30 protein-coding genes, 1 riboswitch and 1 other annotated feature are annotated in these 26354 nt (G+C 37.0%); of the genes, 13 read left to right on the top strand and 17 right to left on the bottom strand.

What is annotated here, in order from left to right:
* Positions 1-399 precede the first annotated feature (399 nt).
* Positions 400-627: a DUF1450 domain-containing protein gene (locus MKY46_RS02515; protein WP_036117359.1), complete on the bottom strand. Its 228-nt coding sequence runs from the start codon at positions 625-627 to the stop codon at positions 400-402.
* A 235-nt stretch (positions 628-862) separates the two neighbouring features.
* Between MKY46_RS02515 and MKY46_RS02510 the strand changes: the two genes are divergently transcribed.
* Positions 863-1513 (top strand): RsfA family transcriptional regulator, encoded by a 651-nt coding sequence (locus MKY46_RS02510; protein WP_036117361.1) that lies wholly within the window; start codon positions 863-865, stop codon positions 1511-1513.
* 41 nt (positions 1514-1554) lie between these two features.
* Here MKY46_RS02510 and MKY46_RS02505 read toward each other — a convergent pair whose 3' ends face one another.
* Complete coding sequence (locus tag MKY46_RS02505; protein WP_036117363.1) at positions 1555-2388, bottom strand: lipoate--protein ligase family protein; 834 nt, start codon at positions 2386-2388, stop codon at positions 1555-1557.
* A gap of 154 nt (positions 2389-2542) precedes the next feature.
* Here MKY46_RS02505 and hemQ point away from each other — a divergent pair, with 154 nt between their 5' ends.
* Positions 2543-3292, top strand: a complete 750-nt coding sequence (hemQ, locus tag MKY46_RS02500) for a hydrogen peroxide-dependent heme synthase (RefSeq protein WP_036117365.1) — start codon at positions 2543-2545, stop codon at positions 3290-3292.
* 42 nt (positions 3293-3334) lie between these two features.
* On the opposite strand, the gene MKY46_RS02495 is transcribed toward hemQ, so the two are convergent.
* Entirely contained in the window at positions 3335-3517 is a 183-nt protein-coding gene (locus tag MKY46_RS02495; protein ID WP_036117367.1) for a hypothetical protein, read from the bottom strand.
* Between the two features lie 142 nt (positions 3518-3659).
* Positions 3660-3830 carry a hypothetical protein gene (locus MKY46_RS02490; protein WP_170829838.1) on the bottom strand — a complete coding sequence of 57 codons (171 nt, stop codon included), beginning with the start codon at positions 3828-3830 and terminating at the stop codon, positions 3660-3662.
* Positions 3831-4076: 246 nt separating this feature from the next.
* On the opposite strand from MKY46_RS02490, the gene MKY46_RS02485 reads away from it, so the two are divergent.
* Positions 4077-4502: a cell wall hydrolase gene (locus MKY46_RS02485; RefSeq protein ID WP_036117377.1), complete on the top strand. Its 426-nt coding sequence runs from the start codon at positions 4077-4079 to the stop codon at positions 4500-4502.
* Between the two features lie 22 nt (positions 4503-4524).
* Entirely contained in the window at positions 4525-4860 is a 336-nt protein-coding gene (gene gerQ, locus MKY46_RS02480) for a spore coat protein GerQ (protein WP_004227629.1), read from the top strand.
* 83 nt (positions 4861-4943) lie between these two features.
* On the opposite strand, the gene MKY46_RS02475 is transcribed toward gerQ, so the two are convergent.
* The 5 genes from MKY46_RS02475 to MKY46_RS02455 all read right to left on the bottom strand — a co-directional run bounded on the left by MKY46_RS02475 (position 4944) and on the right by MKY46_RS02455 (position 7885).
* Positions 4944-6119 (bottom strand): M20 family metallopeptidase, encoded by a 1176-nt coding sequence (locus MKY46_RS02475; protein ID WP_340833699.1) that lies wholly within the window; start codon positions 6117-6119, stop codon positions 4944-4946.
* 163 nt (positions 6120-6282) lie between these two features.
* Entirely contained in the window at positions 6283-6663 is a 381-nt protein-coding gene (locus tag MKY46_RS02470; RefSeq protein ID WP_340833698.1) for a DUF423 domain-containing protein, read from the bottom strand.
* Between the two features lie 26 nt (positions 6664-6689).
* Positions 6690-6956: a YwdI family protein gene (locus MKY46_RS02465; protein WP_036117384.1), complete on the bottom strand. Its 267-nt coding sequence runs from the start codon at positions 6954-6956 to the stop codon at positions 6690-6692.
* A complete protein-coding gene (locus tag MKY46_RS02460; protein ID WP_036117386.1) occupies positions 6953-7132 on the bottom strand; it encodes a hypothetical protein in 180 nt (59 codons plus the stop codon). The genes MKY46_RS02465 and MKY46_RS02460 overlap by 4 nt, the downstream gene beginning before the upstream one ends.
* A gap of 75 nt (positions 7133-7207) precedes the next feature.
* Entirely contained in the window at positions 7208-7885 is a 678-nt protein-coding gene (locus MKY46_RS02455) for a uracil-DNA glycosylase (RefSeq protein WP_036117389.1), read from the bottom strand.
* 175 nt (positions 7886-8060) lie between these two features.
* On the opposite strand from MKY46_RS02455, the gene thiD reads away from it, so the two are divergent.
* The 4 genes from thiD (at position 8061) to bshB2 (ending at position 10937) form a co-directional block, all read left to right on the top strand.
* Positions 8061-8891: a bifunctional hydroxymethylpyrimidine kinase/phosphomethylpyrimidine kinase gene (gene thiD / locus MKY46_RS02450; RefSeq protein WP_036117391.1), complete on the top strand. Its 831-nt coding sequence runs from the start codon at positions 8061-8063 to the stop codon at positions 8889-8891.
* A gap of 162 nt (positions 8892-9053) precedes the next feature.
* Entirely contained in the window at positions 9054-9335 is a 282-nt protein-coding gene (locus MKY46_RS02445; RefSeq protein ID WP_036117393.1) for a hypothetical protein, read from the top strand.
* A gap of 548 nt (positions 9336-9883) precedes the next feature.
* Complete coding sequence (locus MKY46_RS02440) at positions 9884-10234, top strand: YojF family protein (protein ID WP_036117395.1); 351 nt, start codon at positions 9884-9886, stop codon at positions 10232-10234.
* A gap of 13 nt (positions 10235-10247) precedes the next feature.
* Entirely contained in the window at positions 10248-10937 is a 690-nt protein-coding gene (gene bshB2 / locus MKY46_RS02435) for a bacillithiol biosynthesis deacetylase BshB2 (protein ID WP_036117397.1), read from the top strand.
* 415 nt (positions 10938-11352) lie between these two features.
* On the opposite strand, the gene MKY46_RS02430 is transcribed toward bshB2, so the two are convergent.
* On the bottom strand, positions 11353-12096 hold the full coding sequence (locus MKY46_RS02430; RefSeq protein ID WP_036117400.1) for a TerC family protein: 744 nt from the start codon (positions 12094-12096) through the stop codon (positions 11353-11355).
* Positions 12097-12363: 267 nt separating this feature from the next.
* Between MKY46_RS02430 and ilvA the strand changes: the two genes are divergently transcribed.
* On the top strand, positions 12364-13626 hold the full coding sequence (ilvA, locus tag MKY46_RS02425; RefSeq protein WP_058843265.1) for a threonine ammonia-lyase IlvA: 1263 nt from the start codon (positions 12364-12366) through the stop codon (positions 13624-13626).
* 489 nt (positions 13627-14115) lie between these two features.
* Here ilvA and MKY46_RS02420 read toward each other — a convergent pair whose 3' ends face one another.
* From MKY46_RS02420 to MKY46_RS02400, 5 genes are all read right to left on the bottom strand, one after another.
* The gene (locus MKY46_RS02420) at positions 14116-14910 is read right to left on the bottom strand and encodes an ABC transporter ATP-binding protein (RefSeq protein WP_036117422.1); all 795 of its coding nucleotides are present in this window, start codon (positions 14908-14910) and stop codon (positions 14116-14118) included.
* Positions 14903-15931 (bottom strand): ABC transporter permease, encoded by a 1029-nt coding sequence (locus MKY46_RS02415; RefSeq protein WP_340833697.1) that lies wholly within the window; start codon positions 15929-15931, stop codon positions 14903-14905. The genes MKY46_RS02420 and MKY46_RS02415 overlap by 8 nt, the downstream gene beginning before the upstream one ends.
* Positions 15932-16015: 84 nt before the next feature.
* Positions 16016-17038, bottom strand: coding sequence for an ABC transporter substrate-binding protein (locus tag MKY46_RS02410; protein WP_340812535.1), 1023 nt, complete (start codon positions 17036-17038; stop codon positions 16016-16018).
* A 685-nt stretch (positions 17039-17723) separates the two neighbouring features.
* Complete coding sequence (locus MKY46_RS02405) at positions 17724-18707, bottom strand: hypothetical protein (RefSeq protein WP_340833696.1); 984 nt, start codon at positions 18705-18707, stop codon at positions 17724-17726.
* 138 nt (positions 18708-18845) lie between these two features.
* Positions 18846-19712: a hypothetical protein gene (locus MKY46_RS02400; RefSeq protein ID WP_340833695.1), complete on the bottom strand. Its 867-nt coding sequence runs from the start codon at positions 19710-19712 to the stop codon at positions 18846-18848.
* A gap of 116 nt (positions 19713-19828) precedes the next feature.
* Here MKY46_RS02400 and MKY46_RS02395 point away from each other — a divergent pair, with 116 nt between their 5' ends.
* The 4 genes from MKY46_RS02395 to trpB all read left to right on the top strand — a co-directional run bounded on the left by MKY46_RS02395 (position 19829) and on the right by trpB (position 22680).
* Positions 19829-20233, top strand: coding sequence for a hypothetical protein (locus tag MKY46_RS02395; protein ID WP_340833694.1), 405 nt, complete (start codon positions 19829-19831; stop codon positions 20231-20233).
* A gap of 142 nt (positions 20234-20375) precedes the next feature.
* Entirely contained in the window at positions 20376-20591 is a 216-nt protein-coding gene (locus MKY46_RS02390) for a tyrosine-type recombinase/integrase (RefSeq protein WP_340835622.1), read from the top strand.
* A gap of 64 nt (positions 20592-20655) precedes the next feature.
* A riboswitch (PreQ1 riboswitch) is annotated at positions 20656-20700 on the top strand.
* Positions 20701-20706: 6 nt separating this feature from the next.
* Positions 20707-21189: a QueT transporter family protein gene (locus MKY46_RS02385; RefSeq protein WP_340833693.1), complete on the top strand. Its 483-nt coding sequence runs from the start codon at positions 20707-20709 to the stop codon at positions 21187-21189.
* A 70-nt stretch (positions 21190-21259) separates the two neighbouring features.
* Positions 21260-21459, top strand: a binding site (T-box leader).
* Positions 21460-21516: 57 nt separating this feature from the next.
* On the top strand, positions 21517-22680 hold the full coding sequence (trpB, locus tag MKY46_RS02380; protein WP_271912323.1) for a tryptophan synthase subunit beta: 1164 nt from the start codon (positions 21517-21519) through the stop codon (positions 22678-22680).
* A 227-nt stretch (positions 22681-22907) separates the two neighbouring features.
* Here trpB and MKY46_RS02375 read toward each other — a convergent pair whose 3' ends face one another.
* Both MKY46_RS02375 and MKY46_RS02370 read right to left on the bottom strand, forming a co-directional pair.
* Positions 22908-23861 carry an L-threonine 3-dehydrogenase gene (locus MKY46_RS02375; protein WP_036117431.1) on the bottom strand — a complete coding sequence of 318 codons (954 nt, stop codon included), beginning with the start codon at positions 23859-23861 and terminating at the stop codon, positions 22908-22910.
* A 351-nt stretch (positions 23862-24212) separates the two neighbouring features.
* Positions 24213-25883 carry a methyl-accepting chemotaxis protein gene (locus MKY46_RS02370; protein ID WP_340833691.1) on the bottom strand — a complete coding sequence of 557 codons (1671 nt, stop codon included), beginning with the start codon at positions 25881-25883 and terminating at the stop codon, positions 24213-24215.
* Positions 25884-26354 lie beyond the last annotated feature (471 nt).

The raw sequence follows: 26354 nt of genomic DNA, 5'->3' as shown, positions 1-26354 counted from the left end.
ATATGTAGAGATAGCAAAGTGTTGAAAAACAAAACAATGGCATTTTTATGAAAGATGAGAGGTGGGAAAGATTTTCTGTTCAACAAAATTTAGCAAAGCTTTCACAAATCAAACGAAGGTGATGGTTGTTGAAATCAATCACTTCTCCACATTGAAAATTAAGAGGCTATCCTTTCTTTAAAAATAGAAATCATGGGCTATTTTATTCACTACTAGTATGTAAGACAAAAAAAGACACTTTTGTAGTACGGTTGATTAGAGTGACGTCTCCCTGGAAAGGACGCTGGCGGAACGGAAATCACCTCCTCACCTTGCCAAAAGGTCATTTTCTACTAATGACAATATCTTTTTTCAACAACATGAAAAGCTATCCCTAACAAATAGAGATAGCTTTTTATTTTACTTATTCTTTAATTTTGCTAAAACCTTTTCCATTAGTTCGTCTTCTGTTAGTGCTGCAACAGGGCGACTATTTACAAAGGTGAATGTTTTTTTGCGTCCTGGGCCACAATAAGAATGACAGCCAATTTCGATGGTTGCATCAGGATCGATTTCCTTTAATTTTGGAATTAACGTCTTTAAGTTAACGGCCTGACATTCATCGCAAACTTTAAATTCGTTTGCCATTTTGTCAACAACCCTTTCTATATAGTATTTTTTCAACAAAATATCGCTCTATTGAACACATGACCTTCACATATTTAAGTATGCAGCATGTGCACAAACCTACATCGGGTATTGTATCGTACTTTTCCCCTTCTATTCAAGCATAATTCCTTCTACATAGATGAATAAAAGGTTAAAAGATTGGTCATGCTAGTCTTACATAACAAGTTCCAAATAAAGGTGGGAGGATTTTAAGATGAGTAAAATAAGACAAGATGCTTGGTTACAAGAAAACGATGAATTATTAGCAGAGGCGGTTATTCGTCATGTGACGGAAGGTAGCACACAGCTCAATGCTTTTGAAGAAGCTGGTGATGCATTAAATCGTACTGCTGCAGCCTGTGGTTTCCGTTGGAATGCGGTTGTTCGTAAAGAATACGAGGAACAATTAGCAGAGGCTAAAAAAGAAAGAAAAGAGAGAATGCGAGTGTTAGGAGCACCAGCGAGACGTCGTGCCTCTAGTATGTTTACCGTGAATAATAGTGCTGCAGAAGGAAAATCAATTCCGTTATCTGCTCTTTCTCTTGATATTGTGATAGCTTATTTACTACGTTTACAGCATTCTGGTGAAGTAGGAAATGAATCTTCAAAATGGAGACAGCTAGTACATGTAACATCTGAGAAAAATAAAAAACTAGAGAAAACTATTACAAAACTAGAGGAAGAAAATCGAGCAATCCGCAAAGATTACGAGCAGTTTGTTCAAATTATGAATCGTGCTCGACGTCTTGTAACACTGGATGAAGAAGAAGAGCGAATTGCACCCGTTTTCAAAATGGAGAAAAACGGAAATCTCGTAACAAGTGGCCCAGTTTATCAATCAGAAAATGGCGATGCGCTAAATTAGCAGCATCGCTTTTCCCTTTTATGTTTCATATAATCAGCCTATTATTTTCGTTCAAGCATTTTGGCATTACGCTCAAATACTCGCTGTAAATAGAAACCGTATAATATTAATTCTTCATCATAGAAAGATTGTGGACGAACTTCCACGGACAACTGATGAAGTAATTGCTGTAGACGAATAACCACCCCTTCTACTGTTAAATCGGGGTCAACAAGCTCTGATAATGATGCCATCACTTCAGGTACGATTTGAGGATAAATAAACTTTGTCTCCTCTTGTCGCAAGCTTACTTCATAAAAGTCACGAATGAGTGCCGCACGTTGTGAGCCACTTCCTTCAATACATAAATAAATTTGCACAGCCACTCCTTGGCGTAAGCGTCTTTGGGATATACCAGCAAATTTTTTCCCCTCAATACTTAGATCATAAGAGCCAGGGCAATAGGAGCCTACAATTTCATAAGCTTCTATTTTATCAGCTACTTCTGGAAACAATCCCTTCACAAGGTCTACCATCACATCATAGCCATCGTTTATACTAAGCGACTCTGATTGTTCAGATAATACAATAGAAATATTGAGGACTCCTTCATCTAGCACAACTGCTAATCCACCAGAGTTACGAACGATTGGATGATAGCCTCTAGACTCTAGTAAATCCATGCCTTGCTGAACATACGGCAAACGATGATCTTGAATACCAAGCACAACGGATGCCTCATGGACCCATGTACGAATAGTTGGCGGAGAAGTTAATTGTCCAACTAATTGGCACAACGTATCATCCGTTGCAAACGATTCTAATGGTGATCGTTGCTTGGCACTAATGGATTGATCATAAAAACGCCAAATTGGCTGTTGTAAAATACTTTTCATATTGGTACTCCTCTAGTCACATATCTTCTTCTTAGAATACATCATCTTTAGTTGGTGTCAAATTCGTGAATTACTGTCATGAACTTAGGGATTTTGTACAAACTATGATAAACTAATTTTGAATGGTATTCACTTATAAAGGAGTGTTTCAATAATGAATGAAGCAGCAATTACATTAGATGGATGGTACGCTTTACATGATTTCCGCTCAATCGACTGGGCTTCTTGGAAACTTGTTTCTGCAGAAGAACGTCAAGCAGCAATAGAGGAATTTATTGCTTATTTAGAAAAATTGAACGAAGCAGATATCGCTAAAACAGGCGCTCATGCCTTTTATGCTATCGTGGGTCAAAAAGCTGACTTTATGGTTATGACATTGCGTGAAACAATGGATGAACTACAAGAGATTGAAGCAGAATTCAATAAATTAGCAATTGCTGATTTTACAATTCCTACATATTCTTATGTATCTGTTGTGGAGCTTTCAAACTATTTAGCTGGCGAATCAAATGAGGATCCTTACCAAAACCCACATGTACGTGCACGTTTATACCCAGAACTTCCACGTGCCAAATATGTATGCTTCTACCCAATGGATAAACGCCGTCAAGGCAACGATAACTGGTACATGCTATCAATGGATGAGCGTAAATCATTAATGCGTTCTCATGGAATGATTGGTCGTGGCTATGCAGGTAAAGTGAAACAAATTATTACTGGCTCAGTAGGCTTCGATGATCACGAATGGGGCGTAACACTATTCGCAGACGATGTATTACAATTCAAAAAATTAGTATATGAAATGCGCTTTGATGAAGTGTCTGCTCGCTATGGTGAGTTCGGTGCATTCTTCGTCGGAAACCTACTTGATAACGATAAATTAGTTAAGTTCTTAACTGTTTAATACACATAGAAAATGCGAGTCCTCCACAACGGACTCGCATTTTTAAATTTCGTTTTCTTCAGCATTCTCAGATTCAAATATTAAAATAATGATGTGAATAAAGAACCCAGTAAGAACCATGAGAAAAACTAAATACCAATTATATGGTTGATGATAGTATTCTGCTATCCCAACTGCTAAAAAAGCACTGATGATAATGGCTACAAACATACTAAAAATACGCATGAAAACGCTCCTTCTTGAAAGCAAAAATAAAGTCACTTTTAGTATGTCTCGCTCTATCTTTAATATACTTGTAATATAAAAAAGTGCCATCTCTCTGCGATAACACTTTGTTCATTCATCCATTCAATTTTTGCATACTTCCTCAAGAGTGTTCGTCCTTTACTTTTAAAATCAAAATAACAGTTTGAATAAAAAAACCGATTACAATTATGACAATAAAGAGATACCAATGGAGCGGCTGTCCATAAAACTCGCCCAATAGAAAAGCCAGTACCGCACTTAATAAAATTCCAAACCAAACTCCAATTTCCATAAGTACTCACCTCACATGTATTGAATACACATGCAAATCATCCATCTCACATTCCCCTAATTCTATCTTTTTCTATTTACCCGTTTTGACTAAAAGACTATCGGATCTTGTAGCGTTTTCAATTATTTTCTAGGCACTTATCGTTATGATTACTATATGCATAGTAACTTTAATGTGTGATTGTCTTTCTTATCAAAATTGAACATGTCTACAATACCCTCGTGCATATACTGTCTGCGAGGAGGTATGAAAATCGCTGTTATCAAGACGAATGATGCACAGACTGCCCTACTAGCAAGGCTAATGCGTGCCGAAGCAGAAGGTGAAGGAGAGCTAGGCATGCTGATGGTTGGGAATGTTGGCGTTAATCGTGTAAGAGGTGACTGTTTAGATTTTGGTGATATTCGAACGATTGAGCAAATGGTTTATCAGCGTCCGGGAGGCTTTGAAGCAACACAAAAGGGTTATTTTTATCAGCGAGCCCGTGAACAAGACATTCGTTTAGCGAAAAGGGTGATTCAAGGGGAAAGATTTCATCCAGCTACTCGCTCCTTGTGGTTTTTCATGCCAGCGGGGGATTGTCCCGCACAATGGTATGGTCAATGGAATACTGGCAGATTCAAATCTCATTGCTTTTTCTCGCCATCTGAACAAGATTGTCCTCAAATTTAAAAAGAAAGTAGGTTGATAATTGATGATGCCTTATTATTGGACACCAACAACGCAACAACAAATGACTCCTCCTCCAGTCACTCTTCCGAGCGGACGGCCACCTGGTCGTGAGGAGTCCTATATAGAAAATATTTTACGTTTGAATCGCGGAAAACCAGCTACCTTCCATTTTTCTTTCGAACATGCTGTGGAACAGGGAAAAAATACAAAAACTGTTCGTGGTGTGGTAGAAGCCGCTGGTCGTGATCATGTCATTATTCGTGAACTAAAATCCAATCATCGCTTCCTATTCCCTATGATTTATTTCGATTTTGCTGAATACGATGAGGAAATGGCTTACTTTAATCAAAATCCATAATGCCATCTTGTAATGTAAAAATCCGCTATACGCTCACTGACAAAAGTCGATGAGTGTAGGCGGATTTTTATCATTCACTATATTTAGTGCTCTTTTAGATACGTTAAAGTTGCTTTCCCTAAAGTTTTCGCAGCTATTAGCATGGCACGTTCATCAAAATCAAAGCGTGCATGATGATGTGGATAGGCAGTTTCCCATTCCGGCTTTTTAGCACCTGTGAAGAAGAAAGTACCCGGTACCTTTTCTAAATAATAGGCAAAATCTTCCCCAATCATAAACGGTGGACATGTTATTACTTGCTCCACACCTGGAACAGTAGACGCCAACTGTGCTACAAACTCTGTTTCTTTTTGATGGTTATATACAGGCGGATAACCTCTTGTATAACGATATTCATAGCTTGCCCCAAATGCCAGACATGTCGCATTTAAAACTGCTTCTAGTTCCTGCTCCATTTGTGAACGTACTTCTTCTTCAAAGGTACGAATTGTTCCTGCTAAAATCACTCGATCCGCAATCACATTAAACGGATTAATAGCCTCCAAATGACCAATTGTTAAAACAGCTGATTTTAATGGATCAATGCGTCTTGAAACAAGTTGTTGAGCATTGACCACAAATTGTGAGGCAAGGGTAACAGCATCGATGGAATGATGTGGCTCTGCGCCATGACCGCCTTTCCCTTGAACCGTGATTTCTACTTTATCCGCAGCTGCCATAATGGCTCCATCCTTCACTAAAATTTCTCCTAGTGGTGTAGGCGCCCATAAGTGCATACCAAAAATAACATCTACGCCATCTAAACAACCATCCTCTATCATCGGCTTTGCGCCACCTGGTGCTACTTCCTCTGCATGCTGGTGAATAAACACCACATTGCCTGTTATTTCATCCTTCATCGCATTAAGTGCTTTAGCTAGCCCAAGCAATGTTGCTGTATGACCATCATGTCCACATGCATGCATTTTTCCAGCTACTTTAGATTTATAAGGTACATCATTTTCCTCTTGTATCGCTAATGCATCAAAATCAGCACGTAATGCTACTGTCTTACCAGGTTTTCCGCTACATAATATAGCTACTACGCCACGTCCCCCTACTCCTTCACGAACCTCATGACCCAATTCTCTATGAAAAGCAGCTATATAGGCTGGCGTCTCCACTTCCTCAAAGGATAATTCAGGGTATTCATGTAAATGACGACGAATCCCTACCATTTCATTATAGTACCCATCTATTAATGCAAATAGTTTTTCCATACTACATAACCTCTCTTTTTGTATTTTCGAAATATTGCAAGTAATAATAGTAGTGTACTATAAATTCTTACAAAATGAATAGGATTTAAATCACCAACGTAAAAAATTCGTTTATAACAAAAAAACTCTCCTACAAATAATGTAAGAGAGTCTTAACTTTAAATTAGCGAGCATGTTTTAAAGCAGATAAAATAATGAGTAACCATCCAGCTAAGAATAGGACGCCACCAATTGGTGTAATGGCACCCAATACTTTAATTCCACTTATCGCCAGTACATATAAGCTACCTGAGAAGAACACAATGCCCAGATTAAAGAAAATACCTGCTACATTTAATTGCTTTACTTCACCTAATAGTTTAGAGCTCATTAATAGACCAATGACCAGCAGCCCTGTTGCATGAAACATTTGATATTGAACAGCAGTCTCCCAAATTCCTCGGCTATATTCATCTAATATTTCCTTTAACGCATGTGCACCAAATGCACCAAATGCCACTGCTAATAGGCCATGAAGAGCACCTGTCACGATGAATCTTTTCATTTCTCGTACCCTACCTTTTAAATGGATTAAAAATCAAAAATGGAGTCACCATTTGCTCCATCTTCTTCAATTTTTGATGTGTATAAAGTTGCTTGTTTTGACTCAGACACAAGCATTTGAGGTATATGCTTAGGTGTTGTGATGGCTGGCGTATCGTTTGGAGAATCTAATACCACATCACATAATGCTCGAATAGCTGTAAGTGCCTCGCGAATTTGCTGATCATTTCCTGCATTTTTTGCGCCAGATAATTGTTTTTCAAGTTGCTGTATCACGGCTTGATAAGGAATCATGACATTCTCCCCCCTTCTATTTTTGGTACAAATTTTAAACACTCCATGCCTGAAGATTGCTTCACGACAACGGATGGTATTTGCTTTGTTTTAAAGCCATAAGCTGCACAGGCTCGTGGCGTTTGAGGGTCCCAGGTTACTTTGAAAAATTGACACTTGAAACAATTCACCTTCATTATTGTCCCACACTTTCTTCTATATTAACTGTATCATGATTTATAAAGTGTATAAAGAAAACGATTTGTGCCAATCTATACTAGACACCAATCAATTGGCTGTTTGCCCCATTCCACCAATTGTTGATTAATTTTTGAATAAGGTTTACTACCAAAGAATCCTCGGTAAGCACTGAGTGGACTCGGATGTGGCGCTTCGAGTATAACATGTGGTGTTTTATATTTACGTATCAATTGCTTTTTACGCTGTGCTGGTTTACCCCACAGTACAAAAATTAGCGGCTCTTCCCTTGCTGCTAATTGGTCGATAACAGCGTCGGTAAATTGCTCCCACCCTTGATCTTTATGAGAATGAGCCTGTCCTGCTCGAACAGTAAGCACAGTATTTAAAAGCATAACACCTTGCTCTGCCCATTTTGTTAATGTTCCATTTGGAGGAATAGGACAGCCTAAATCATCTTGCAGCTCTTGCAACATGTTTCGCAAGCTTGGTGGATGTGGAATACCTGGTTTAACGGAAAAGCTTAAGCCATGTGCTTGATTCGGACCGTGATAAGGATCTTGTCCTAAAATAACAACCTTTACATCATGGTAAGCTGTTGTATAAAAGGCATTCATCACATCAGTCATTGGTGGATAAATCATTTGCGTCGAATATTCATTTGCTACAAATTGACGTAGTTTGTGATAGTATGGTTTTTTCAATTCTTCTGCGAGTATTTCTTGCCAATCATTCGGGAATACTTGTTTCATCGTTCTTTAAGCCCCTTTCTCTTCTTACAACGGTACAAAAAATCAAACATGAATTCAAGCATCAGTTCAAACTGACCATATATAAATATCATATTCTGACTATTTTTATAGAATCAGTTTCGGATTATACTAGATGGTAATTTTACAACTCTCAATGCTAAAGGAGATCTTTCAGATGACTCTAAAAAAAACATTAACAATTGCTGGTTCAGATACATCAGGTGGCGCAGGTATGCAAGCTGACCTGAAAACATTCCAGGAGCACGGTACATATGGGATGGTGGCTTTAACAGTAGTCGTAACAATGGATCCGAATGGCTGGACACATAACGTCACACCATTGCCAACAAAGCTTCTTCAAAAACAAATTGATACCGCCCTTTCAACAGGTATTGATGCCATTAAGACAGGAATGCTTTCAACAGAAGAGATTATTCGTATCGCTGGAGAAGCTATCGCAAAATCTGGCACTTCAAATGTCGTCATCGACCCTGTTATGGTATGTAAAGGTGACGATGAAGTACTGAATCCTGGAAATACTGATGCTATGGTGCAACATCTTCTACCACTAGCAACTATAACAACACCAAACCTTTTTGAAGCAGGACAATTAGCTGGCACAGGTACACCAAAAAACATTGACGACATGAAAATTGCTGCTCGTAAAATTCACGAACTAGGGGCTAAGGCTGTTGTCATTAAAGGTGGAAAAGCATTAGCTACTGAAAAAGCAACAGACCTTTTCTTCGACGGTGAAACATTCTTCTTATTAGAATCGGAAAAGGTCGCGTCTACTTATAATCATGGCGCTGGTTGTACATTTGCAGCTTCCGTAACAGCCAACCTTGCTAACGGTCTTTCTATTAAAGATTCTGTCATTGAAGCGAAAGAATTTGTATCTGCTGCCATTGCCCATGGCTGGGCGCTAAATGAATATGTAGGACCAGTCATGCATGGAGCGAAATCTCGCTTTGGTGCTCCTCCAGTAACAGTAACTGAAATTTAACATAAAAAGGATGTCTCAAAGAATTTTGGAGACATCCTTTTTAAAAATTACCAATGGTAAACACTCTGTTCATGATGAATCATTTGCTTGCTAAAGATAAAAAGTGGACAAGATACGTTAGGGCTACATATCCCATATATTAGCTGTATGGGAGGGGAAAAGATGAAAAAAAACAAGGCAGAGGACTTAACGGAAGAATCAGGTTTATTAGCTGGGGATATCACCGCTTCAAAAGTTGAAGTAATTGCTTCCATTATATTAACACTTGGTTACTCATTATCCACCCTTGCCACAATATTAGCGCTGCAGGAGGAGGAAGAATTGGCACAAGCCAAAACAACTGAAACACAAGATCAAAATCTTTATATGAAGCAAATGTTTAAACAGTTACAAAATGTCAACAACCGTTTAGATACAATCGAACGAAAGCTTAATCGATACTAATAAATACATAACCAATAGATGAGGTAGTCTCTTTATAGGACGCTTCGCTTTTGGTATAAAAAAACATTTGCTGAATCAAGACAAAAACCGCGACTCTCCGTCATAAAAGAGAATCGCGGTTTTTTACTATACTATGATAATGAGCTTCACTTTTCTTCCTCTTTTCACAGCTATCCTGTTTCACCTGTCTAAGGAACGTCATCTATTGTACCAAGATAGAATCCGTTATTACTAAAATAATACTCCCTTCAACAGGCGGGGCTGTCTACACACACGAATTAGGAAGAAGTCATGGTTGCAATATCTTTTCGGATGTGAAAACGGATACAATACAGAACGACACATTTTGTACATACTATTTTCACACTCCCTATATTGATACATTACAATAATTTTTTCAAGAATATTGCTTGAATACTTATCATAGAATTATAGATAATGATTCATTTTTTCATGAGTCATTAAATTGTCATAACAATGCAATCAATTTCCCTTTGCGAATTTTTTTTACTATACTAAAAGGAGAAATGATCGAGAGGAGTGTTAAGATGCAAGAAGTACAGGTAGAGACGTTACAGGAATTGCTGAATTCTTTCGCCAACAAAGACGTTTATATTCATCTTGAGACGACAAATGGATCTTATGCAGCACACTATGATGAAAAATTCTTTAATGCAGGTGCTTTTATTCGCAATGCTAAGATTAATTATGAGCTTGCTAAAGTGGTAGATCATGCACCGCATCGTGTTGGTTTAAAATTACCTCACGGCTGGGTTTATGCACAAGGCATTACACATTTTGAATTAGATGATTTAGGCCGTTTATTAATGGCTGGACTAGACTACTCAGGGAAACTGGCGATTGCGCTTGAAATTAGCGAAACGCCATTTACTTACTAAGGGGGACGACTATTTGAATTTACAACCACAACGTCATATTTTAATTGTGTACCCTCACCCAGATGATGAAGCTTTTTCAGTTGCTGGGACAATCGCCTACTATACAAAGAAGATGAATACACCTGTTACATATGCCTGTTTAACATTAGGCGAAATGGGACGTAATTTAGGTAATCCACCCTTTGCAACACGCGAATCTTTGCCTGAAATCCGCCGCAAAGAATTGGTAGCAGCAGCAGAGGCAATGGGTATTCAAGATTTACGTATGCTAGGTTTACGAGATAAAACAATCGAATTTGAAGACGATGAGAAAATGGTAAAAATAGTTGAAGGGTTAATCGAAGAGCTAATGCCTTCATTAATCTTCACATTCTTACCTGACTTTGCTGTCCATCCAGACCATGAAGCCACAGCACGTGCTGTAGTTGAAGCTGTTCGTCGAATGCCTAAGGCTGCCCGACCACAAGTATTAGGCTGTGCCTTTGCCAATGATACAATTGAAAAAAATGGTGATCCACATGTTGTCTATGATATTTCTGAAATGAAAATGGACAAATTAAAAGCATTACAAGCCCATTCATCCCAAACTGGTTGGATGATGCAGGAAACTGAAAAGCGCATTGATGATGGTGAACCAATGAGTGAAAGCTGGCTAAATGTTGAAAAGTTTTATATTGTTGACCCAGATAAATATGTAAAATAAAAAAAGATGATGTCAATGGCAGAAAAAGCAACTTTGCAAGGTGAGAGGTTGATTTCCGTTCCGCCAACGTCCTGATGTGCCGCTCCACTCCAATCAACCATTCTGCAAAGTGTCTTTACTTTTTTTCATAGTAGCATAGCGATCCAATCGCCCATTACCTTTATTCTTAGAGGGGATAAGCTTTTATTTTCAATGTAGAGAAGTGATGAGTGACAACATCTCATAAAAGAGTAGTGAACACCTTTACTTTATTTGAAAATCTTTGCTAAACTTTTATGGGTTGGAGTAGAAGGCTACTTGACTCCCGTGGGAAAGCAAGTAGCCTGCAACGGAAATCCATTTCTGTCTGTCAATTGACTGTTTTTCAGCAATAAGAAAAGTACTGTTCTCATTTTTGGAGAACAGTACTTTTTAATTAGGCAGCTCTTACCCTCTTCATCATATGCACAATGATTGTGATGGAAAAAGCAATCACCAAGAATAGGAAGAATAAGTAATGCGGGATATGAATATTAACAACACTCACTAGCATTTTTAAGCCAATAACACCTATTATAATAAAGGCCGTTGCTTCAAGCTCTGGAATTTTTTCGATAATGATTAAAAACACACCTGCAATTGTCCTCATCATTAATATGCCTAACATACCCCCAATTAAAAGTACCCACACTTGATCTGATATGGCAAAGGCTGCAAAGATAGAGTCGATCGAAAATGCAATATCCATTAGCTCGACAGAAATGACGGTGGCCCAAAAGGTTCCAAAGAGACGCACCATCCATCCTGATTTTTTCACTTCCTTCACGCTATCCTCATTCCCAATTTGAAGAAAATGAGCTACACAGAGCCAGCCTAAATATAATGCACCTAACACTTTAATAAACCAAAATTCCACAAGATAAACACCTATACCAATAAATAAAAATCTAAAAAAATAGGCGCCTAGCATGCCATACATTAATGCCCGTTTTCGTTGTTTATCTGGTAAATGTTTAACAAGAACTGCCAATACAAGTGCATTATCCGCTGACAGTAGCCCTTCTATAATAATTAATGAGGATATTAGCCCCCAGGATACAGGGTCCATTAATACTTCCTGCCACATCGCCCAATCAAAAAATTGCCAATATGTAGATAGAATTCCTTGAATGATTTCCACTACTTACCCTCCTACTTGTCCTCAGCTAATCTAGTATATGCTTGACCATTTTTGTTATGAGAATTGTATTTATCTGGATTCAGCAAATGCTTTTTGTCCCAAAAGTAACGTTTCAGCAATTGCTCGAGGCATCATTTATTCGATAAAACGCTTACATCATAAAATAGACACGGAAAATTTAGAATTTACTAAAAATTAACCACCAAAAGCAAATAAAGTGTGCTATCATAGATAAATGTTTTAAACGTATAACGGAGGATGAATACTATGGAAGTTGCTGATACTAGAACCGTGCAAGTGGAAAATGTCCTGATTGCACATCATTTTTTAAAAGATGTAGTTGTCCATACACCACTACAAAAAAACGATTATTTATCCGAGAAATACGGAGCTACTATTTACTTTAAACGCGAAGATTTACAACATGTGCGCTCATTCAAGCTCCGAGGTGCCTATTATAAAATTAAAAAAATCGAGGAAGAAGCACGCAACGCTGGTGTTGTCTGTGCAAGCGCAGGCAATCATGCACAAGGTGTAGCTTATGCCTGTGCTCAATTAAAAATCCAGGCTAGCATTTTTATGCCTCAAACAACACCAAAACAAAAAATAGACCAAGTGCGAATGTTTGGGCGCGAATTTGTAGAGATTATTTTAGCAGGTGATACGTTCGATGACTCTGCTGAAAGCGCCTTAAGCTATTGCGAAGAACACGATAAAATATTCATCCATCCATTCGATGATTTCGATGTCATTGCTGGTCAAGGAACTGTTGCAGTAGAAATTATGAATGACATGGAGGAGCCAATCGACTACGTCTTTGGCAGTATTGGTGGTGGCGGCTTAATGTCTGGCGTTTCTGCCTACGTTAAAAACCTCTCCCCTTCTACTAAAATTATTGGCGTAGAGCCTGCCGGAGCTGGCAGTATGAAGGCTGCTTTTGCTGAAGGGGGCGCTGTGGCTCTTGATTGGATTGATAAATTCGTCGATGGCGCTGCCGTAAAATGCGTCGGCCATCACACTTATGATGTTTGTCGCCGCTATTTAGACGACATTATTCTTGTACCAGAAGGCAAAGTTTGTACAACGATTTTAGATCTATATAATAAACATGCCATTATTGCCGAGCCTGCTGGGGCACTATCAGTGGCAGCTCTTGATTTTTATAAAGAAGAAATTAAAGGGAAATCAGTCGTGGTTATTATTAGTGGTGGTAATAATGATATTGGACGGATGCAGGAGATTAAAGAAAAGTCGCTTATTCACGAAGGCTTACTTTACTACTTCATCGTCAGCTTCCCTCAGCGCGCAGGGGCATTACGTCAATTCCTCACAAGCGTTGTAGGACCTAACGACGATATTACTACCTTTGAATACACAAAGAAAAACAATAAAGAAAGTGGTCCTGCCCTCGTTGGTATTGAGCTTGGCGATCAAGCGGATTATGAAGGGCTGCTTGCACGAATGGATGAATTCGGCTTCAAATACAAAGAAGTAAACAACGACATTCAACTATTTGGCTTACTCGTTTAAAATGAAGAGTCTCACTTCTCTGCAAGTGAGACTTTTTTATTGTGATAAAGTTTATCAATCATTTTTATTACCCTAAATAAAAAACATTCAAACTAGTGCATGAGCGTTTTATATGTTGTTAAAAAAATAATATCACCTGCGGAAAGTGACATTCTGGCAATGCGAGGGGTTGATCTCCGTTCCGCCAGCTTCCGATGAACCGTTTCACTCACTTCCGTTCGCTCCAGCTTCTCCTATATGACGCTCAATCAACTATTCTGCAAATGTGTCTTTTCATTTTCTTTCATACTAACAGTAGTGAACCCCTTTGCTCAATTTATGGGGTGGAGTGGAAGGCTACTTGACTCCCGTGGGATAGATCGGCATTCCCCCCACAGGAAATCAAGTAGCCTGCAACGGACATTCATTTTCACCATTGACAAAAACGCTATTGATGGATTTTTTTAACACTATAAAAAACGCCCATACAAGTGTATGAGCGTTTCGTCATTAACCTAATAAAGCACGGTCTGAATTCATTTTTTCCCCACGAATGCGTTCAAATTCGGCCATTAAATCTGGGATCGTTAATTCATGCTTACGGTCTTCAGCAACCTCTAAAATAATTTGGCCTTTGTCCATCATAATCAGACGATTCCCTAAATCCAAAGCTTGTTGCATATTGTGCGTTACCATTAATGTCGTTAACTGATCTTTTTCAACTAAATACTTCGTAATACGGGTAATTAATTCTGCACGTGATGGATCAAGTGCAGCCGTATGCTCATCCAGCAATAAAATAGAGGGCTTTGTGAAAGTAGCCATTAACAGTGACAATGCTTGCCGTTCCCCACCTGAAAGTAAGCCTACTTTTGCAGAAAGCCGATCTTCCAGATTTAAACCAAGCATTTCTAATGATTCTTTGAACAAGGTACGACGCTTTTTGTCCACACCGATATGCAGTCCTCTACCCTTATTTCGTGAATAGGCCAGTGCTAAGTTTTCTTCAATTGTCATCGTAGGAGCTGTTCCCGCCATTGGGTCTTGGAACACACGACCAATGTATTGTGAGCGTTTATATTCAGGCAAATTTGTGACATCATTACCATCAATAGAAACTGTGCCAAAATCAGGTGTTAAGGCGCCTGAAATCATATTCATCATCGTTGATTTCCCTGCACCGTTACTACCAATGATCGTCACAAAATCACCTGGCTTTAAGTGTAGATTAATCTCTGCTAGTGCAATTTTTTCATCAGGTGTTCCTTCATTAAACACCTTATTAATACCATGTAATTTAAGCAAGACCTTTTCCTCCTTGCTCTACTGTTTTTACTCGTGATAGCTCTGCAGCACGCTTCGCCTTACGTTTACGTTCCTTACTCTTATTGATAAATTGTGGTAAGATCAGCGCCAAAATAACGATGATAGCCGTAATTAATTTCATATCTCCTGAATCAAGGAAATCTACACGTAATGCTAATGCTAAAATAATACGGTAAATGATAGCTCCTGCAATGACTGCAAAAGTTGTACGGATAATGGTCTTTGTCCCAAAAATAGCTTCACCAATAATAACCGATGCAAGACCGATGACAATCATACCAATCCCCATACTAACATCGGAGAACTTTGAATATTGTGCGATTAAAGCTCCAGAAAATGCGACAAGCGCATTGGAAAGTCCAAGCCCTAAAATGATAAGTGTATCTGTATTTGCAGAGAAGCTACGAATCATTCGTTTATTATCACCAGTTGCTCGGATAGCTAGCCCGACCTCAGTCTTCAAGAACCAGTCTGCTATTAACTTAATTAAAATCGTGATGATTAATACGACTATCAGCACACTCCATGTATTTGGTACATGCTGAAAGCCCATGCTTTTTAATAGGTTATTGAGAGCAGCATCGATCCCTAAATCACTCCAAAATGCCTGAAACTTTGAAAAAATCGTTTCTGAGTTTAGTAGTGGAATATTCGGGCGACCTATCGTATTTTCTGCAGTTAACCCCATGATGCGCAGGTTAATCGAGTATAACGCAATCATCATTAAAATCCCTGATAATAGTGGATTAATCTTTCCTTTCGTGTGAAGAATTCCTGTCATACATCCAGCAATAAATCCAGCAACAATTGCCACTAAAGTCGCTAAGATTGGGGAGTAGCCAAGCAAAACCATTGTTGCTGCAGTTGCCGCCCCTGTTACAAAGCTTCCATCAACCGTTAAATCCGGAAAATCTAACACCCGAAACGTTAAATATACACCAAGTGCCATAATTGCATAGATGATTCCTTGCTCCACTGCGCCAAATAATGCTAAAAACATCGTTGAATCATCTCCTAAATCTTTTTATTATTTCTACTGTTTATAAATGAAGATAAAGCGGGGATAGTTCTCCCCCGCTTCCATTTATTTTTCTAGAAGTTCTGCACCCCAAGAATCTTTAATTTCAATTCCTAAATCGTCCGCTACTTTTTTATTGATTAATAGTTTCAGATTTTGTGGATATTGTGCTGGCGTCTCGGCAGGTGTTGCTTCACCTTTTAAAATTTTCACAGCCATTTGACCAGCCTCGTAACCGATATCGAAATATTCAAAACCATAAGCAGCTAAACCGCCTCGTGCAACAGAGTCTAGCTCTCCCACAACAAGTGGTAATTCATTTGTATTAGCAACATCAATAACAGACTCTAAAGCAGAAACTACTGTATTATCCGTAATAATATAGAAAGCCTCTACCTTACCAATTAGTGATTCTGTTGCTTGTTTTACATCTGCTGAAGTAGATGCTGACGCTTCTACTACTGTTAAGCCTTGTTCATCCATCACCTTTTTCACTTCTTTAACTTGTGCAACAGAGTTTTGCTCACCAGCATTGTAGACCATCCCAACTTTTTTGGCACCAAGCTCTTTTAGGAATGCGACTGTTTTAGAAATCGTTTCAGGATGTAAATCAATTGTTCCTGTAACATTTTTTCCTGGCTTCTCCATTGATTCGATTAACTGTGCACCAACAGCATCTGTGACAGATGTGAAGATAATTGGAATATCACTTGTGGCTGTTGCCGCTGCTTGTGCAGAAGGTGTGGAGTTAGCAAAAATTAAATCTACGTTTGCACTTACTAGATTGTTAGCAATCGTTGTGTTAAGACTGTTATCTCCTTGTGCAATTTGTGGATCGTAGTCAACTTTTAAGCCAGCATCTTCAATTGCCTTTTTAAAGCCTTCCGTTGCTGCGTTTAATGATGGATGCTCTACAATTTGAGTAATCCCGATTTTATATGTTTTATCCTCTGTATTCCCGCTCTCACTTGCATTGTTTGATTCATTCCCTTTTGAATCTGTTGAACTAGATCCGCCACTACCGCAAGCAGCAAGTAGTAACACTAATCCAAAAAGAAGGAATGAAAGCTTTTTTACACTGTTCTTCACAAATAATCCCCCCGATTATATTCTCAATATCTATCACACTTTATCCAAACAAAGTGTGAATGTATCGCTATATTATCGTTATTATCAAGCTCCGTCAATAACATTATGAATGTTCTGACTTTTAAAACTGACGAAATATTTTAGTTTTTCATTCAATTTGCCGCTTTAAACCGCTAAACTACGCTATTTTAGTTATTTGCTTTCTTTTTAAAAAATAGTCAAAAATATTTATGACAATTTTACGAAGTGTGTCATATAGACAAAAAGTCTGACATTTGACTTCTGCTAGATATCTATAATAAAATGTTGTCTTGTGTGAAAGCACCGTGGTTCATAACCATCCCATGAAAAAATTAAGCTGGACTCATTTACAATTTTTACATAAATTTCGAAATACTGTATTATTAATACTTTTCAACTTTGTATAAAATTTTCCGTTAAATTGAGTTTAATTTCTGTTCCGCTTTACACAATAAAAATATATGACCACAATTTCTGAACTGCGCCCAATTGTTAGACACACAATCTCACAATTGAAGTGCAGTTTTTGTCTAATTTACTGCAGCCCGAAATGAAAATAAACGGCTCTACTTTATTCTATTGTTAAAGAAAAAAGACTGTAGGCAAACTCTCAAATTTCCGAGTTTGTCTACAGTCTGAAGCATCTCATCTAAGATGCTTCAATTTAATTTATCATATCAAGTTTTAATTCAAACACCAATTCATCGTCAATTAGAATAAATGAATCACTTTTTTCTTGTTTAAATAAATTAAATATAAAATGATAGTAGCTTGGTTCTACTTCAAGTTCATAATCTAAATGATCTCGTATTAATTGGTCGTCTTGAAATTTTGAAATATTCCCCATTAATAAATCATGTTTTATTAATTCTTTAGTGTTGTTAGTAAAATCAGATACTACGTATGAAAGAACATTGTTCTCATATCGCAAGTTTTCAGAAGCACCTGAATAATTTAATAAAGATAGTAATGTTGCATTATTAAAATTTTGTTGGTCAATTAAAGATGAAACCTCCATTAAGTAAATAGATTCAAGATGGTCATGATAAGGATCTTCAATATCTACTCTTTTATACATTGATTGCTTCTCAAAGGGTCTAATTCTCCCTGTTTTTAATAGTAATAAGTGATTATGATTGCTTAGATAGATGTTTTTGGAAGTATCTAATCTAAGTAAATTATCACCATTAGGAAGTACAGGATTTAATTGTTTTATCTCTCCCGTTGAAGTGTTTACTAAAAAAATACATTGATAAAAAGGAAGTCCATAGTTAATTTCTCTTTTCGTAATAAAGTACAACAAATATTGATGATTAAGGTAGATTAACTTAGAATAATAGCTTTCATCCTTAAGTTCTTCAGAAGAAAAATAATCGTTTAAATTTAATGTTATAGCATTTATTTGACTAAATTTTTGAAGATTAACTCTATGAAAGTTTATGTTATTTTTATCTTTTAGAGTAAAACAGAATTCATTATTCACAGTATCCAAAGCAATCTCGTCATAACTGATATCTAATCGTTGTATGTTTTTTATAGTCCCGCCTTTTAAATTAATTTCACAATGCGCAATATTATCTTTTTCTAATAAAACAGCCTCAAATTCTTCTTTAATTTCATTTGTAGGAATTAGTTTTTTATTATTCAAAAATACTCCCCCTGACATTTTTCTTTCAATATATCAAATAACTCTATTTTATAAAAATTTGAAATAAAAAAAGTGAACACTATTGAGCTTTTTAAAGCATATTGTCCACTTTCTTTTTGTAATGAAATAATTTTGATATTATCTCCAAATATTACCGAAATACCATGAATGACCACCACTTGAAATCCATTTTCCTGGTTTGTTTTCATTTGGAACTGTTCCATGATAGTGAGGTAAATAATTTGGGAAAGGTCCATGTTGTTCTGGTCCTCTGTCTATATCTTTAAAGATAGATTTAGCTAATGCCTGACTTCTTGCAAAAATACTCTTGTTAATCATTAGACGAGCTTGGGCCTCGCCATCCGAGATTCCTTGACCAATTACTACATATTCTTCCCCTTTTTTATAATGTTCTGGGTAATATATCCAAGCTGCAAAATAGTTATTCTTTTTATATTTATTAGTCATTTGCATTGCTTCTGAAGCAACTACAAAATCCGAATTTGCAACATATATCATTGTTGCTCCTAATAGTAACAGTTCTAAGGCTTTCGTTAAGACAGGAATTGCTAAAGGGGCGACGAATACAGCAAATGGAGTAATTTCAGTTTCATTGTTTGACTTATCTAAATCATCAAAATCAATAATTTCTCCAGTCTCTATATTTACTAAGTGACCGAGAAATTCAGATTCCTGAGTATATTCATTGCTTTCCAAAGCATCTACAATCATTTCGTACTTAGTTCCATTATGTTCTAAATACATCTTTCTATGTTCTTTATCGATTGAAGTAGTATAAGTTTTACCGTTTTCTAAATATGTAATTGCTGTAATTCTATCATCATTTTGTGTTATTACAGCATCATTAGGTAAATTGCTAATAATATACTTATTCATATCGACTTCTGAATTTGCACTTACTTCAATACTAGTCGAAAAAATGGTTGTGAATGCGAATACCGCAATTAACACAATAGCAAAAGTTTTATTAACATAATTTCTCATTTTTACCAAAACACTTCCTTTCTCAATATATTACAATATTACAATTATTGTGGTTTTTTTACAATGCTGTTTTTACATAATTTTTCAATAATTACTCATTTCTAAAAAATAAATTTTTGCTAAAGACCAAATCTAAGGAAACGGTAAAAAAGATAAATGCCCACATTAGAGCCTGTGTACGCGAAGCTTTTGATGAGGCTATAATTCCTTCAAACTTTACTCGCAATGCAACAATTTCTGGCCAAGACTCCAAAAAGAGTGATGAAAAGCATATTAACTATACAGAAAGCAAGCTGTTGTCCAGTTATCTAATGAAATCACTAAAAGAAGATAATAGACCTGTATACTACATTATTTTATTAGCTTTGAAATCAGGGATGCGCTTTGCTGAAATAATCGCACTTACTAAAAAGATTTTAATTTCAAAGACAACACCATCAACATTAACAAGACATGGGGATATACATGTTCCTATGATGAAGGTAAGAAAAAGACCAAAACGGAAAGTTCAAACCGCATAATTAAAATAGACAAGGTAACGATGAGTCTGTTCAATCATTTTTTTCGAAGTGACACCTGAGAATATTCATAAATTGGTGTTTTATAAACCCGCTTCTATAAAATGTTTTCAGCAATACAGGTGTTAATAAAGGATTTAAAAAAATACTTCTTGATTTACTGATAGAAGAAATTTCAATTCATGGTTTACCCCATTCTCACGCTAGTATTTTATTTTACACAGGAATTTCAGTTCAGTATATTTCCGAACGACTTGGACATGCAGATGTTGATACAACAATTCGAATTTACACTCACCTCATCAAAGAGCTTCGTGAAGAAGATGAAAATAATACAGTCAATATTCTAGTTGCTTTATAATTTTACACATATTTTACACAATGTTATTTACAAACCCGCATGAATACTGATATGATTGCACTTGCTCTACGTGGTTCGTAACCATCCCACGCAAAAAAACTAAGGAGAAATGAATATGAAGATAAAATTTTTAGCAGCAAGTGGTATTATTGCAGCGCTATATATTGCGGTGACAATGCTTGTTGCACCGTTTGGTTTTACAGAGGTACAATTCCGTGTATCTGAAATGTTTAACCATTTAGTTGCCTTTAACCCACGCTTTGCCGTAGGGATCATTATTGGCGTATTGATCTCTAATCTATTTTCACCACTTGGCATTTACGATTTAGTGTTTGGTGTTGGTCATTCGATGATTACACTTGGACTGTTCATTTTAATCTGTAAATATGTCAAAAATATTTGGGCACGTTTAATTATTAATACATTATTATTTACTTGCACAATGTTTATTATTGCCTTCGAGTTGAATTTGGCCTTAGAACTACCATTCTTCTGGACTTGGCTAACAGTGGCGGCAGGTGAATTTATTGTGTTAGCTGTTGGTGCACCGATTATGTATGCACTCAATAAACGCCTTCACTTTGATCATTTGATTTAACAGACGAGTCTTTTTAGATTCGTCTTTTTTTCTTGACACTATTCTGAAAATAAACTACAATTCTTTCTAAATAAATGCAAGGAAGAAGAGTAGTAGCAAGCATGGTTACTTTCAGAGAGCTGGTGGATGGTGCAAACCAGTAGTAGGTACTTGTGAATGGACTTCAGAGCAGCCTTATTAAATGTAAGGCCGATTCACTCCCCGTTATCGGAGTAAGAAAGCGCGCAAAAATTGCGAATGAAGGTGGCACCACGGTTACTCGTCCTTTTTAAGAGGATTAGAGTGGCTTTTTTTATGGAAAAATTAGCATAGAGGAGTCGAGTAAAGATGAGTAAAGTAGTAGAGAAAAAAGGTTATTTTGGAGAATTTGGCGGAAGCTTTGTTCCAAAGGAGCTTCAAAATGTCTTAACTATTCTAGATGAGCATTTCCAAAATTTTAAAGATGATGAAGAATTTAAAAAAGAATTGGATTACTATTTCCGTGAGTATGTTGGTCGTAAATCCCCACTTTATTTTGCAGAAAATTTAACAAAGCAATTGGGTGGCGCAAAAATTTATTTAAAACGTGAAGATCTTAATCATACAGGCTCACATAAAATTAATAATGTCTTGGGACAGATTTTACTAGCCAAACGTATGGGGGCAAATCGCGTTATTGCCGAAACAGGTGCAGGTCAACATGGTGTAGCAACTGCGACTGCTTGTGCCATGTTCGGAATGGATTGCACTATTTATATGGGCTTAGAGGATACAAAACGTCAAGCATTGAACGTGTTTCGCATGGAGCTTCTTGGCGCGAACGTAGTAGCTGTTGATAAAGGGCAAGGACGTTTAAAGGATGCAGTTGATGAAGCATTCGCTGACTTAGTCGAAAACTATGAAACAACGTTTTACTTATTAGGTTCAGCAGTTGGGCCACATCCCTTCCCATCAATGGTTAAACACTTCCAATCTGTGATTAGTCGCGAAAGTCGTGAACAGATTTTAGAAAAAGAAGGAAAGCTACCAGCAGCGATCCTTGCCTGTGTTGGCGGTGGCAGTAATGCCATTGGAGCATTTGCAGACTACATTGCAGATGAACAGGTTCGTCTTATTGGAATAGAGCCAGATCAAGCTGCTACATTAAACGAAGGTTCGCCCGGAGAGCTACATGGCTTCAAATGCTTAGTATTACAGGATGCAGACGGCAATCCACTACCAACCTATTCAATAGCTGCTGGTTTAGATTACCCTGGAGCAGGTCCAGAACATAGTCATTTAAAAACAATTGGCCGTGCTGAGTATGTGACTGTGACAAACAAAGAAGTCCTTGAGGCATTTCAAGTACTTTCGAAGGTTGAAGGGATTATTCCTGCCCTTGAGAGCTCACATGCGGTCGCACATGCTCTAAAATTAGCACCAACTTTATCATCTGAAGAAAGCATTATTATTAATATCTCAGGTCGTGGTGATAAAGACGTGGAACAGGTTTTCCACATGTTAACTAAATAATTCAATAAAAGAGTGACTTCTATAAAAGGAAATCGCTCTTTTAACTATATCAATGATCTAGGTATATTTCGGCAATACTATCACAAAGCTTAGCTTTTAGGAACTGTCAATATTCAGAACACAAATATATTTCAGTTACGTAATTTAATCTATATATGCCAACAATTCTCTTTTATAGACACATAAAAAAACGGATGTAGACTAATTCTACATCCGTCCTTTAATGATTAGGAAATTGCCTTTTTATGCAGTTTCATTTTTAGTTTTTCTAACATATCTATCGTCATTTTGGCTAAATCATACTCTGCTTTGAAGCCCCACTCTTTTTGAGCTGCGTCAATATTTAAAGAGTTTGGCCAACTGTCTGCAATCGCTTGACGCACTGGATCAACCTGATAATCCATTGTGAAATTTGGCAAATGCTTCTTGATTTCAGCTGCGATTTGTGATGGTTCAAAGCTCATCGCTGTAATATTAAAGGCATTGCGATGAACGAGCTTACTACCATCTGCCTCCATTAAATCTACAATAGCTTGTAAGGCATCTGGCATGTACATCATATCCATAAACGTACCTTCCTGAATATAAGATGTGTACTTACCTTGCTCAATTGCTTCATAGAAAATTTCTACTGCATAATCAGTTGTACCACCACCTGGAGGTGTTACATAAGAAATTAATCCAGGGAAACGTACACCACGTGTATCAACACCAAAACGATTGAAGTAATAATCGCATAATAATTCACCCGCTACCTTATTTACACCATACATAGTTGTTGGACGTTGCAAAGTATCCTGCGCTGTATCTTCCTTCGGTGTAGATGGACCAAATGCTCCTATTGAACTTGGCGTGAAAAATTGCATATTTAACTCACGAGAAACTTCCAATGCATTCATTAAACCGCCCATATTTAAATTCCAAGCTAACAATGGATTTCTTTCAGCTGTGGCTGATAGTAATGCTGCTAAATGCATCATCGTATCTGCACCAAAGTCCTTTGCTAAATCGTGCATTCTTTGTCCATCTGTCACGTCCAATATTTCAAATGGGCCCTTAGTATGTTCAAGCTTTCTAATGTCTGTAGCAAGTATATTGTCCTCTCCATAAATACCACGAAGTTTTTCTACAAGCTCAGAACCAATTTGACCAAGTGCCCCAGTAACAATAATCTTTTTCATTTCTCAAAACCTCCACATATGAACAATTGTACTTGCTGAAAGTACAAATATATATTGATAAACATTGATTTAATAACACTTTCAATGAAACTCATTATAATGTGTTCGTTTTGAAAATACAACAATTATATTAATAATATTCATTAAAAGGAACATATAATCCCTTACTTCCAGTATATGAGCACTCAAAAAATATTGTGCTACAAAAATATACAAAATACAATTGTACACCTCAAAAATACAAAAAATTAAATCTTTCATAAACTAGTTTTGTAACCACGCAAAAAAAGAACCTTCTTTGCTAATTTCCGCAAAAAAGACTCCTTTTCAACATTATTCTTTAATATTAAATTAGATTGAAAAACGTTTAACAGCAATTTGCAAAACTTTTGATACTTTGCGCAATTCTTTAATGTAATTATGGAATTGTTGTTGAGCTGTTAATTGATCTGCTGTTAATGTAGCAACATGCTTAGTGGATACAGCATTCGTATCCGATATAGCTGTTAACATAACCGCATCCTCACTCACCTTTTGGGTGTGAGTGGCTATCTCTTGAACTGTAGCAGATACTTCCATCATATAAGGCTTGATTGTATGTACTTTTTCTAAAATTTGATCAAAACTTGTCGCTGTTTGTCCTGTTACGGCAACACCTTTTTCAGTAGCCAACAACACGCCCTCCATCATTTGTACTGCATAGCTCGAATCTAAATGGATGTTTTGTACAATGGATGTAATCGTTTGTGTTGATTGGACTGTTTGTTCCGCAAGCTTCCGCACCTCATTGGCTACAACTGCAAACCCCTTTCCATGTTCTCCTGCTCTTGCTGCTTCAATGGATGCGTTTAACGCTAGTAAGTTGGTTTGTGCTGTTATTTTTTCTATGACCTCAATCATTTGATCGATTGATGAGGCACGCTCAACCAAGTTAAAGATAGCTGTATTCGATTTTTCTACGGCCTGCTTAATCACTTGCATTTGCATTAAATTAGCCTGTACAATTTCAGTTCCACTCTCAGCATCTCTTGCTGTTTGATGCGCAAAGCTTTCCACGACCTGCACTTTTTCTAAAATGACTTGTACATCATTTAAAACTTCCTCTAAAGAAGCAGTATTGGAAGCCAATTTACTAGTAGAAGCAGCCGTTGAATCTGAAATAGATTGTACATCTTTTGCTATTTTTAACGTTGTTGTTGATGATTGCTCTGAGGATCCTTGCAATTTACCTGTCATTTCTTCTACTTCATAGGCGCTGTCCGTTACAGTATGGAGTAGGTGTTTTACCTCTGTGACCATTTGATTGTAAGACAGTACTACCTCACCAAGCTCATCATGGGCAACATAACTTGCATTCGCAGTGAAATCGCCTTGTTCTGCTCGTTTTAATAATGATTTCAATTGACGTGTTGGTACATTGACTGCCTTAGTTGCGATAAATCCTATCAGAATGACAAGCAACACCACTGCTAAGCATACGCCACCTAGTAACCAATAACCAAATTGCACATCTTGTTGATAATACTTCTGTTGATCCTTCGCTTTTTCAACCAAATAATTTTGTGTTTCTTCTAATAATGTATGGCTTTCCTGACTTATTGGTAGAAATGTCAGCGTATAGAACTGCTCTAGCTCACCTTGGTTCAATTGCTTATAACTCTCAATCAATTCTCCTTGTTTCTTCAGCAAGGATTTAAATTTTTTAATTTGATGACTCATTTTTTTATCAATTTCTTGGCTATCCAATTGCTTTAAAGGCTGTGCCATCTCTTTTAAAATAACCGTCATTTCTTGATAGTCACCCTGAGCATCTACGATAAAATCTAATTGACGCTGTGATTCTTCTAGCTCATTCAGCCAACCGATTGGGACAAGTCCCTGTGTGTAACTCTCACTTGCATGCCACGACATCTTCCTTAAATAATCCACACTAAATACACCCAGCAATACATTCGATAATACACAAACAATCATGAGTACAAGTAACTTGTCCTTCACCTTTATGAAACGGAAAAAATGCATGATCCTTGGCTCCTCCTCCAACTCTTACCAATAATGATAGTATGAAGATATAAAGCCAGTGTTATGTTTTTGTAAAGATTGCAAGAAGAATTAAGAATTTATGCCCATTATCTAGTTTTATATAGGTAATTTACCACACAAATAACTCCCTACCATTGATCCTTAATTATACTATTTCTGCCACCGTAACCTTCCATGCATTCCAAACGTTTATCGTATTAATAAAGAATGGAGGTATTATATTTCTCTCAACTCAAGAGGTTGGATGTAAGTTTAGTAGTTCATTTTCTTCTACTAGGTGGGATTAGCTGTCTTTTTGTCCACTCCAGTAGTGTAAATTAAGCTCCTTCAATATTATCGAACATCATGCTTATGGGAATTGTTATGACTATTCATAAGTCTTATAAAGGTAATATGTTTAAAGTAGAGGACTAACAAAATGCAAGTAGAGAAAAGACCTTCCTATTCTCT

The sequence above is a fragment of the Lysinibacillus sp. FSL M8-0355 genome, from assembly GCF_038008985.1.
GTDB classification, from domain to species: domain Bacteria; phylum Bacillota; class Bacilli; order Bacillales_A; family Planococcaceae; genus Lysinibacillus; species Lysinibacillus fusiformis_D.
The sequence above is the reverse complement of the archived record's forward strand: the minus strand, read 5'-3'. Positions and strand labels throughout refer to the sequence as shown.

Bases quoted from the DNA above. Each gene is read 5' to 3' on its own strand.
- MKY46_RS02370 (WP_340833691.1), bottom strand. From the start codon at position 25,883: ATGCATTTTTTCCGTTTCATAAAGGTGAAGGACAAGTTACTTGTACTC.
- ilvA (WP_058843265.1), top strand. From the start codon at position 12,364: ATGGAAGTTGCTGATACTAGAACCGTGCAAGTGGAAAATGTCCTGATT.
- MKY46_RS02375 (WP_036117431.1), bottom strand. From the start codon at position 23,861: ATGAAAAAGATTATTGTTACTGGGGCACTTGGTCAAATTGGTTCTGAG.
- MKY46_RS02460 (WP_036117386.1), bottom strand. From the start codon at position 7,132: ATGAAGGTGAATTGTTTCAAGTGTCAATTTTTCAAAGTAACCTGGGAC.
- MKY46_RS02510 (WP_036117361.1), top strand. From the start codon at position 863: ATGAGTAAAATAAGACAAGATGCTTGGTTACAAGAAAACGATGAATTA.
- MKY46_RS02385 (WP_340833693.1), top strand. From the start codon at position 20,707: ATGAAGATAAAATTTTTAGCAGCAAGTGGTATTATTGCAGCGCTATAT.
- MKY46_RS02515 (WP_036117359.1), bottom strand. From the start codon at position 627: ATGGCAAACGAATTTAAAGTTTGCGATGAATGTCAGGCCGTTAACTTA.
- MKY46_RS02505 (WP_036117363.1), bottom strand. From the start codon at position 2,388: ATGAAAAGTATTTTACAACAGCCAATTTGGCGTTTTTATGATCAATCC.
- MKY46_RS02495 (WP_036117367.1), bottom strand. From the start codon at position 3,517: ATGCGTATTTTTAGTATGTTTGTAGCCATTATCATCAGTGCTTTTTTA.
- MKY46_RS02440 (WP_036117395.1), top strand. From the start codon at position 9,884: ATGCAAGAAGTACAGGTAGAGACGTTACAGGAATTGCTGAATTCTTTC.
- MKY46_RS02400 (WP_340833695.1), bottom strand. From the start codon at position 19,712: ATGAGAAATTATGTTAATAAAACTTTTGCTATTGTGTTAATTGCGGTA.
- MKY46_RS02415 (WP_340833697.1), bottom strand. From the start codon at position 15,931: ATGTTTTTAGCATTATTTGGCGCAGTGGAGCAAGGAATCATCTATGCA.
- MKY46_RS02485 (WP_036117377.1), top strand. From the start codon at position 4,077: ATGAAAATCGCTGTTATCAAGACGAATGATGCACAGACTGCCCTACTA.
- MKY46_RS02455 (WP_036117389.1), bottom strand. From the start codon at position 7,885: ATGAAACAAGTATTCCCGAATGATTGGCAAGAAATACTCGCAGAAGAA.
- hemQ (WP_036117365.1), top strand. From the start codon at position 2,543: ATGAATGAAGCAGCAATTACATTAGATGGATGGTACGCTTTACATGAT.
- MKY46_RS02490 (WP_170829838.1), bottom strand. From the start codon at position 3,830: ATGGAAATTGGAGTTTGGTTTGGAATTTTATTAAGTGCGGTACTGGCT.
- MKY46_RS02470 (WP_340833698.1), bottom strand. From the start codon at position 6,663: ATGAAAAGATTCATCGTGACAGGTGCTCTTCATGGCCTATTAGCAGTG.
- MKY46_RS02475 (WP_340833699.1), bottom strand. From the start codon at position 6,119: ATGGAAAAACTATTTGCATTAATAGATGGGTACTATAATGAAATGGTA.
- MKY46_RS02445 (WP_036117393.1), top strand. From the start codon at position 9,054: ATGAAAAAAAACAAGGCAGAGGACTTAACGGAAGAATCAGGTTTATTA.
- trpB (WP_271912323.1), top strand. From the start codon at position 21,517: ATGAGTAAAGTAGTAGAGAAAAAAGGTTATTTTGGAGAATTTGGCGGA.
- gerQ (WP_004227629.1), top strand. From the start codon at position 4,525: ATGATGCCTTATTATTGGACACCAACAACGCAACAACAAATGACTCCT.
- MKY46_RS02465 (WP_036117384.1), bottom strand. From the start codon at position 6,956: ATGATTCCTTATCAAGCCGTGATACAGCAACTTGAAAAACAATTATCT.
- thiD (WP_036117391.1), top strand. From the start codon at position 8,061: ATGACTCTAAAAAAAACATTAACAATTGCTGGTTCAGATACATCAGGT.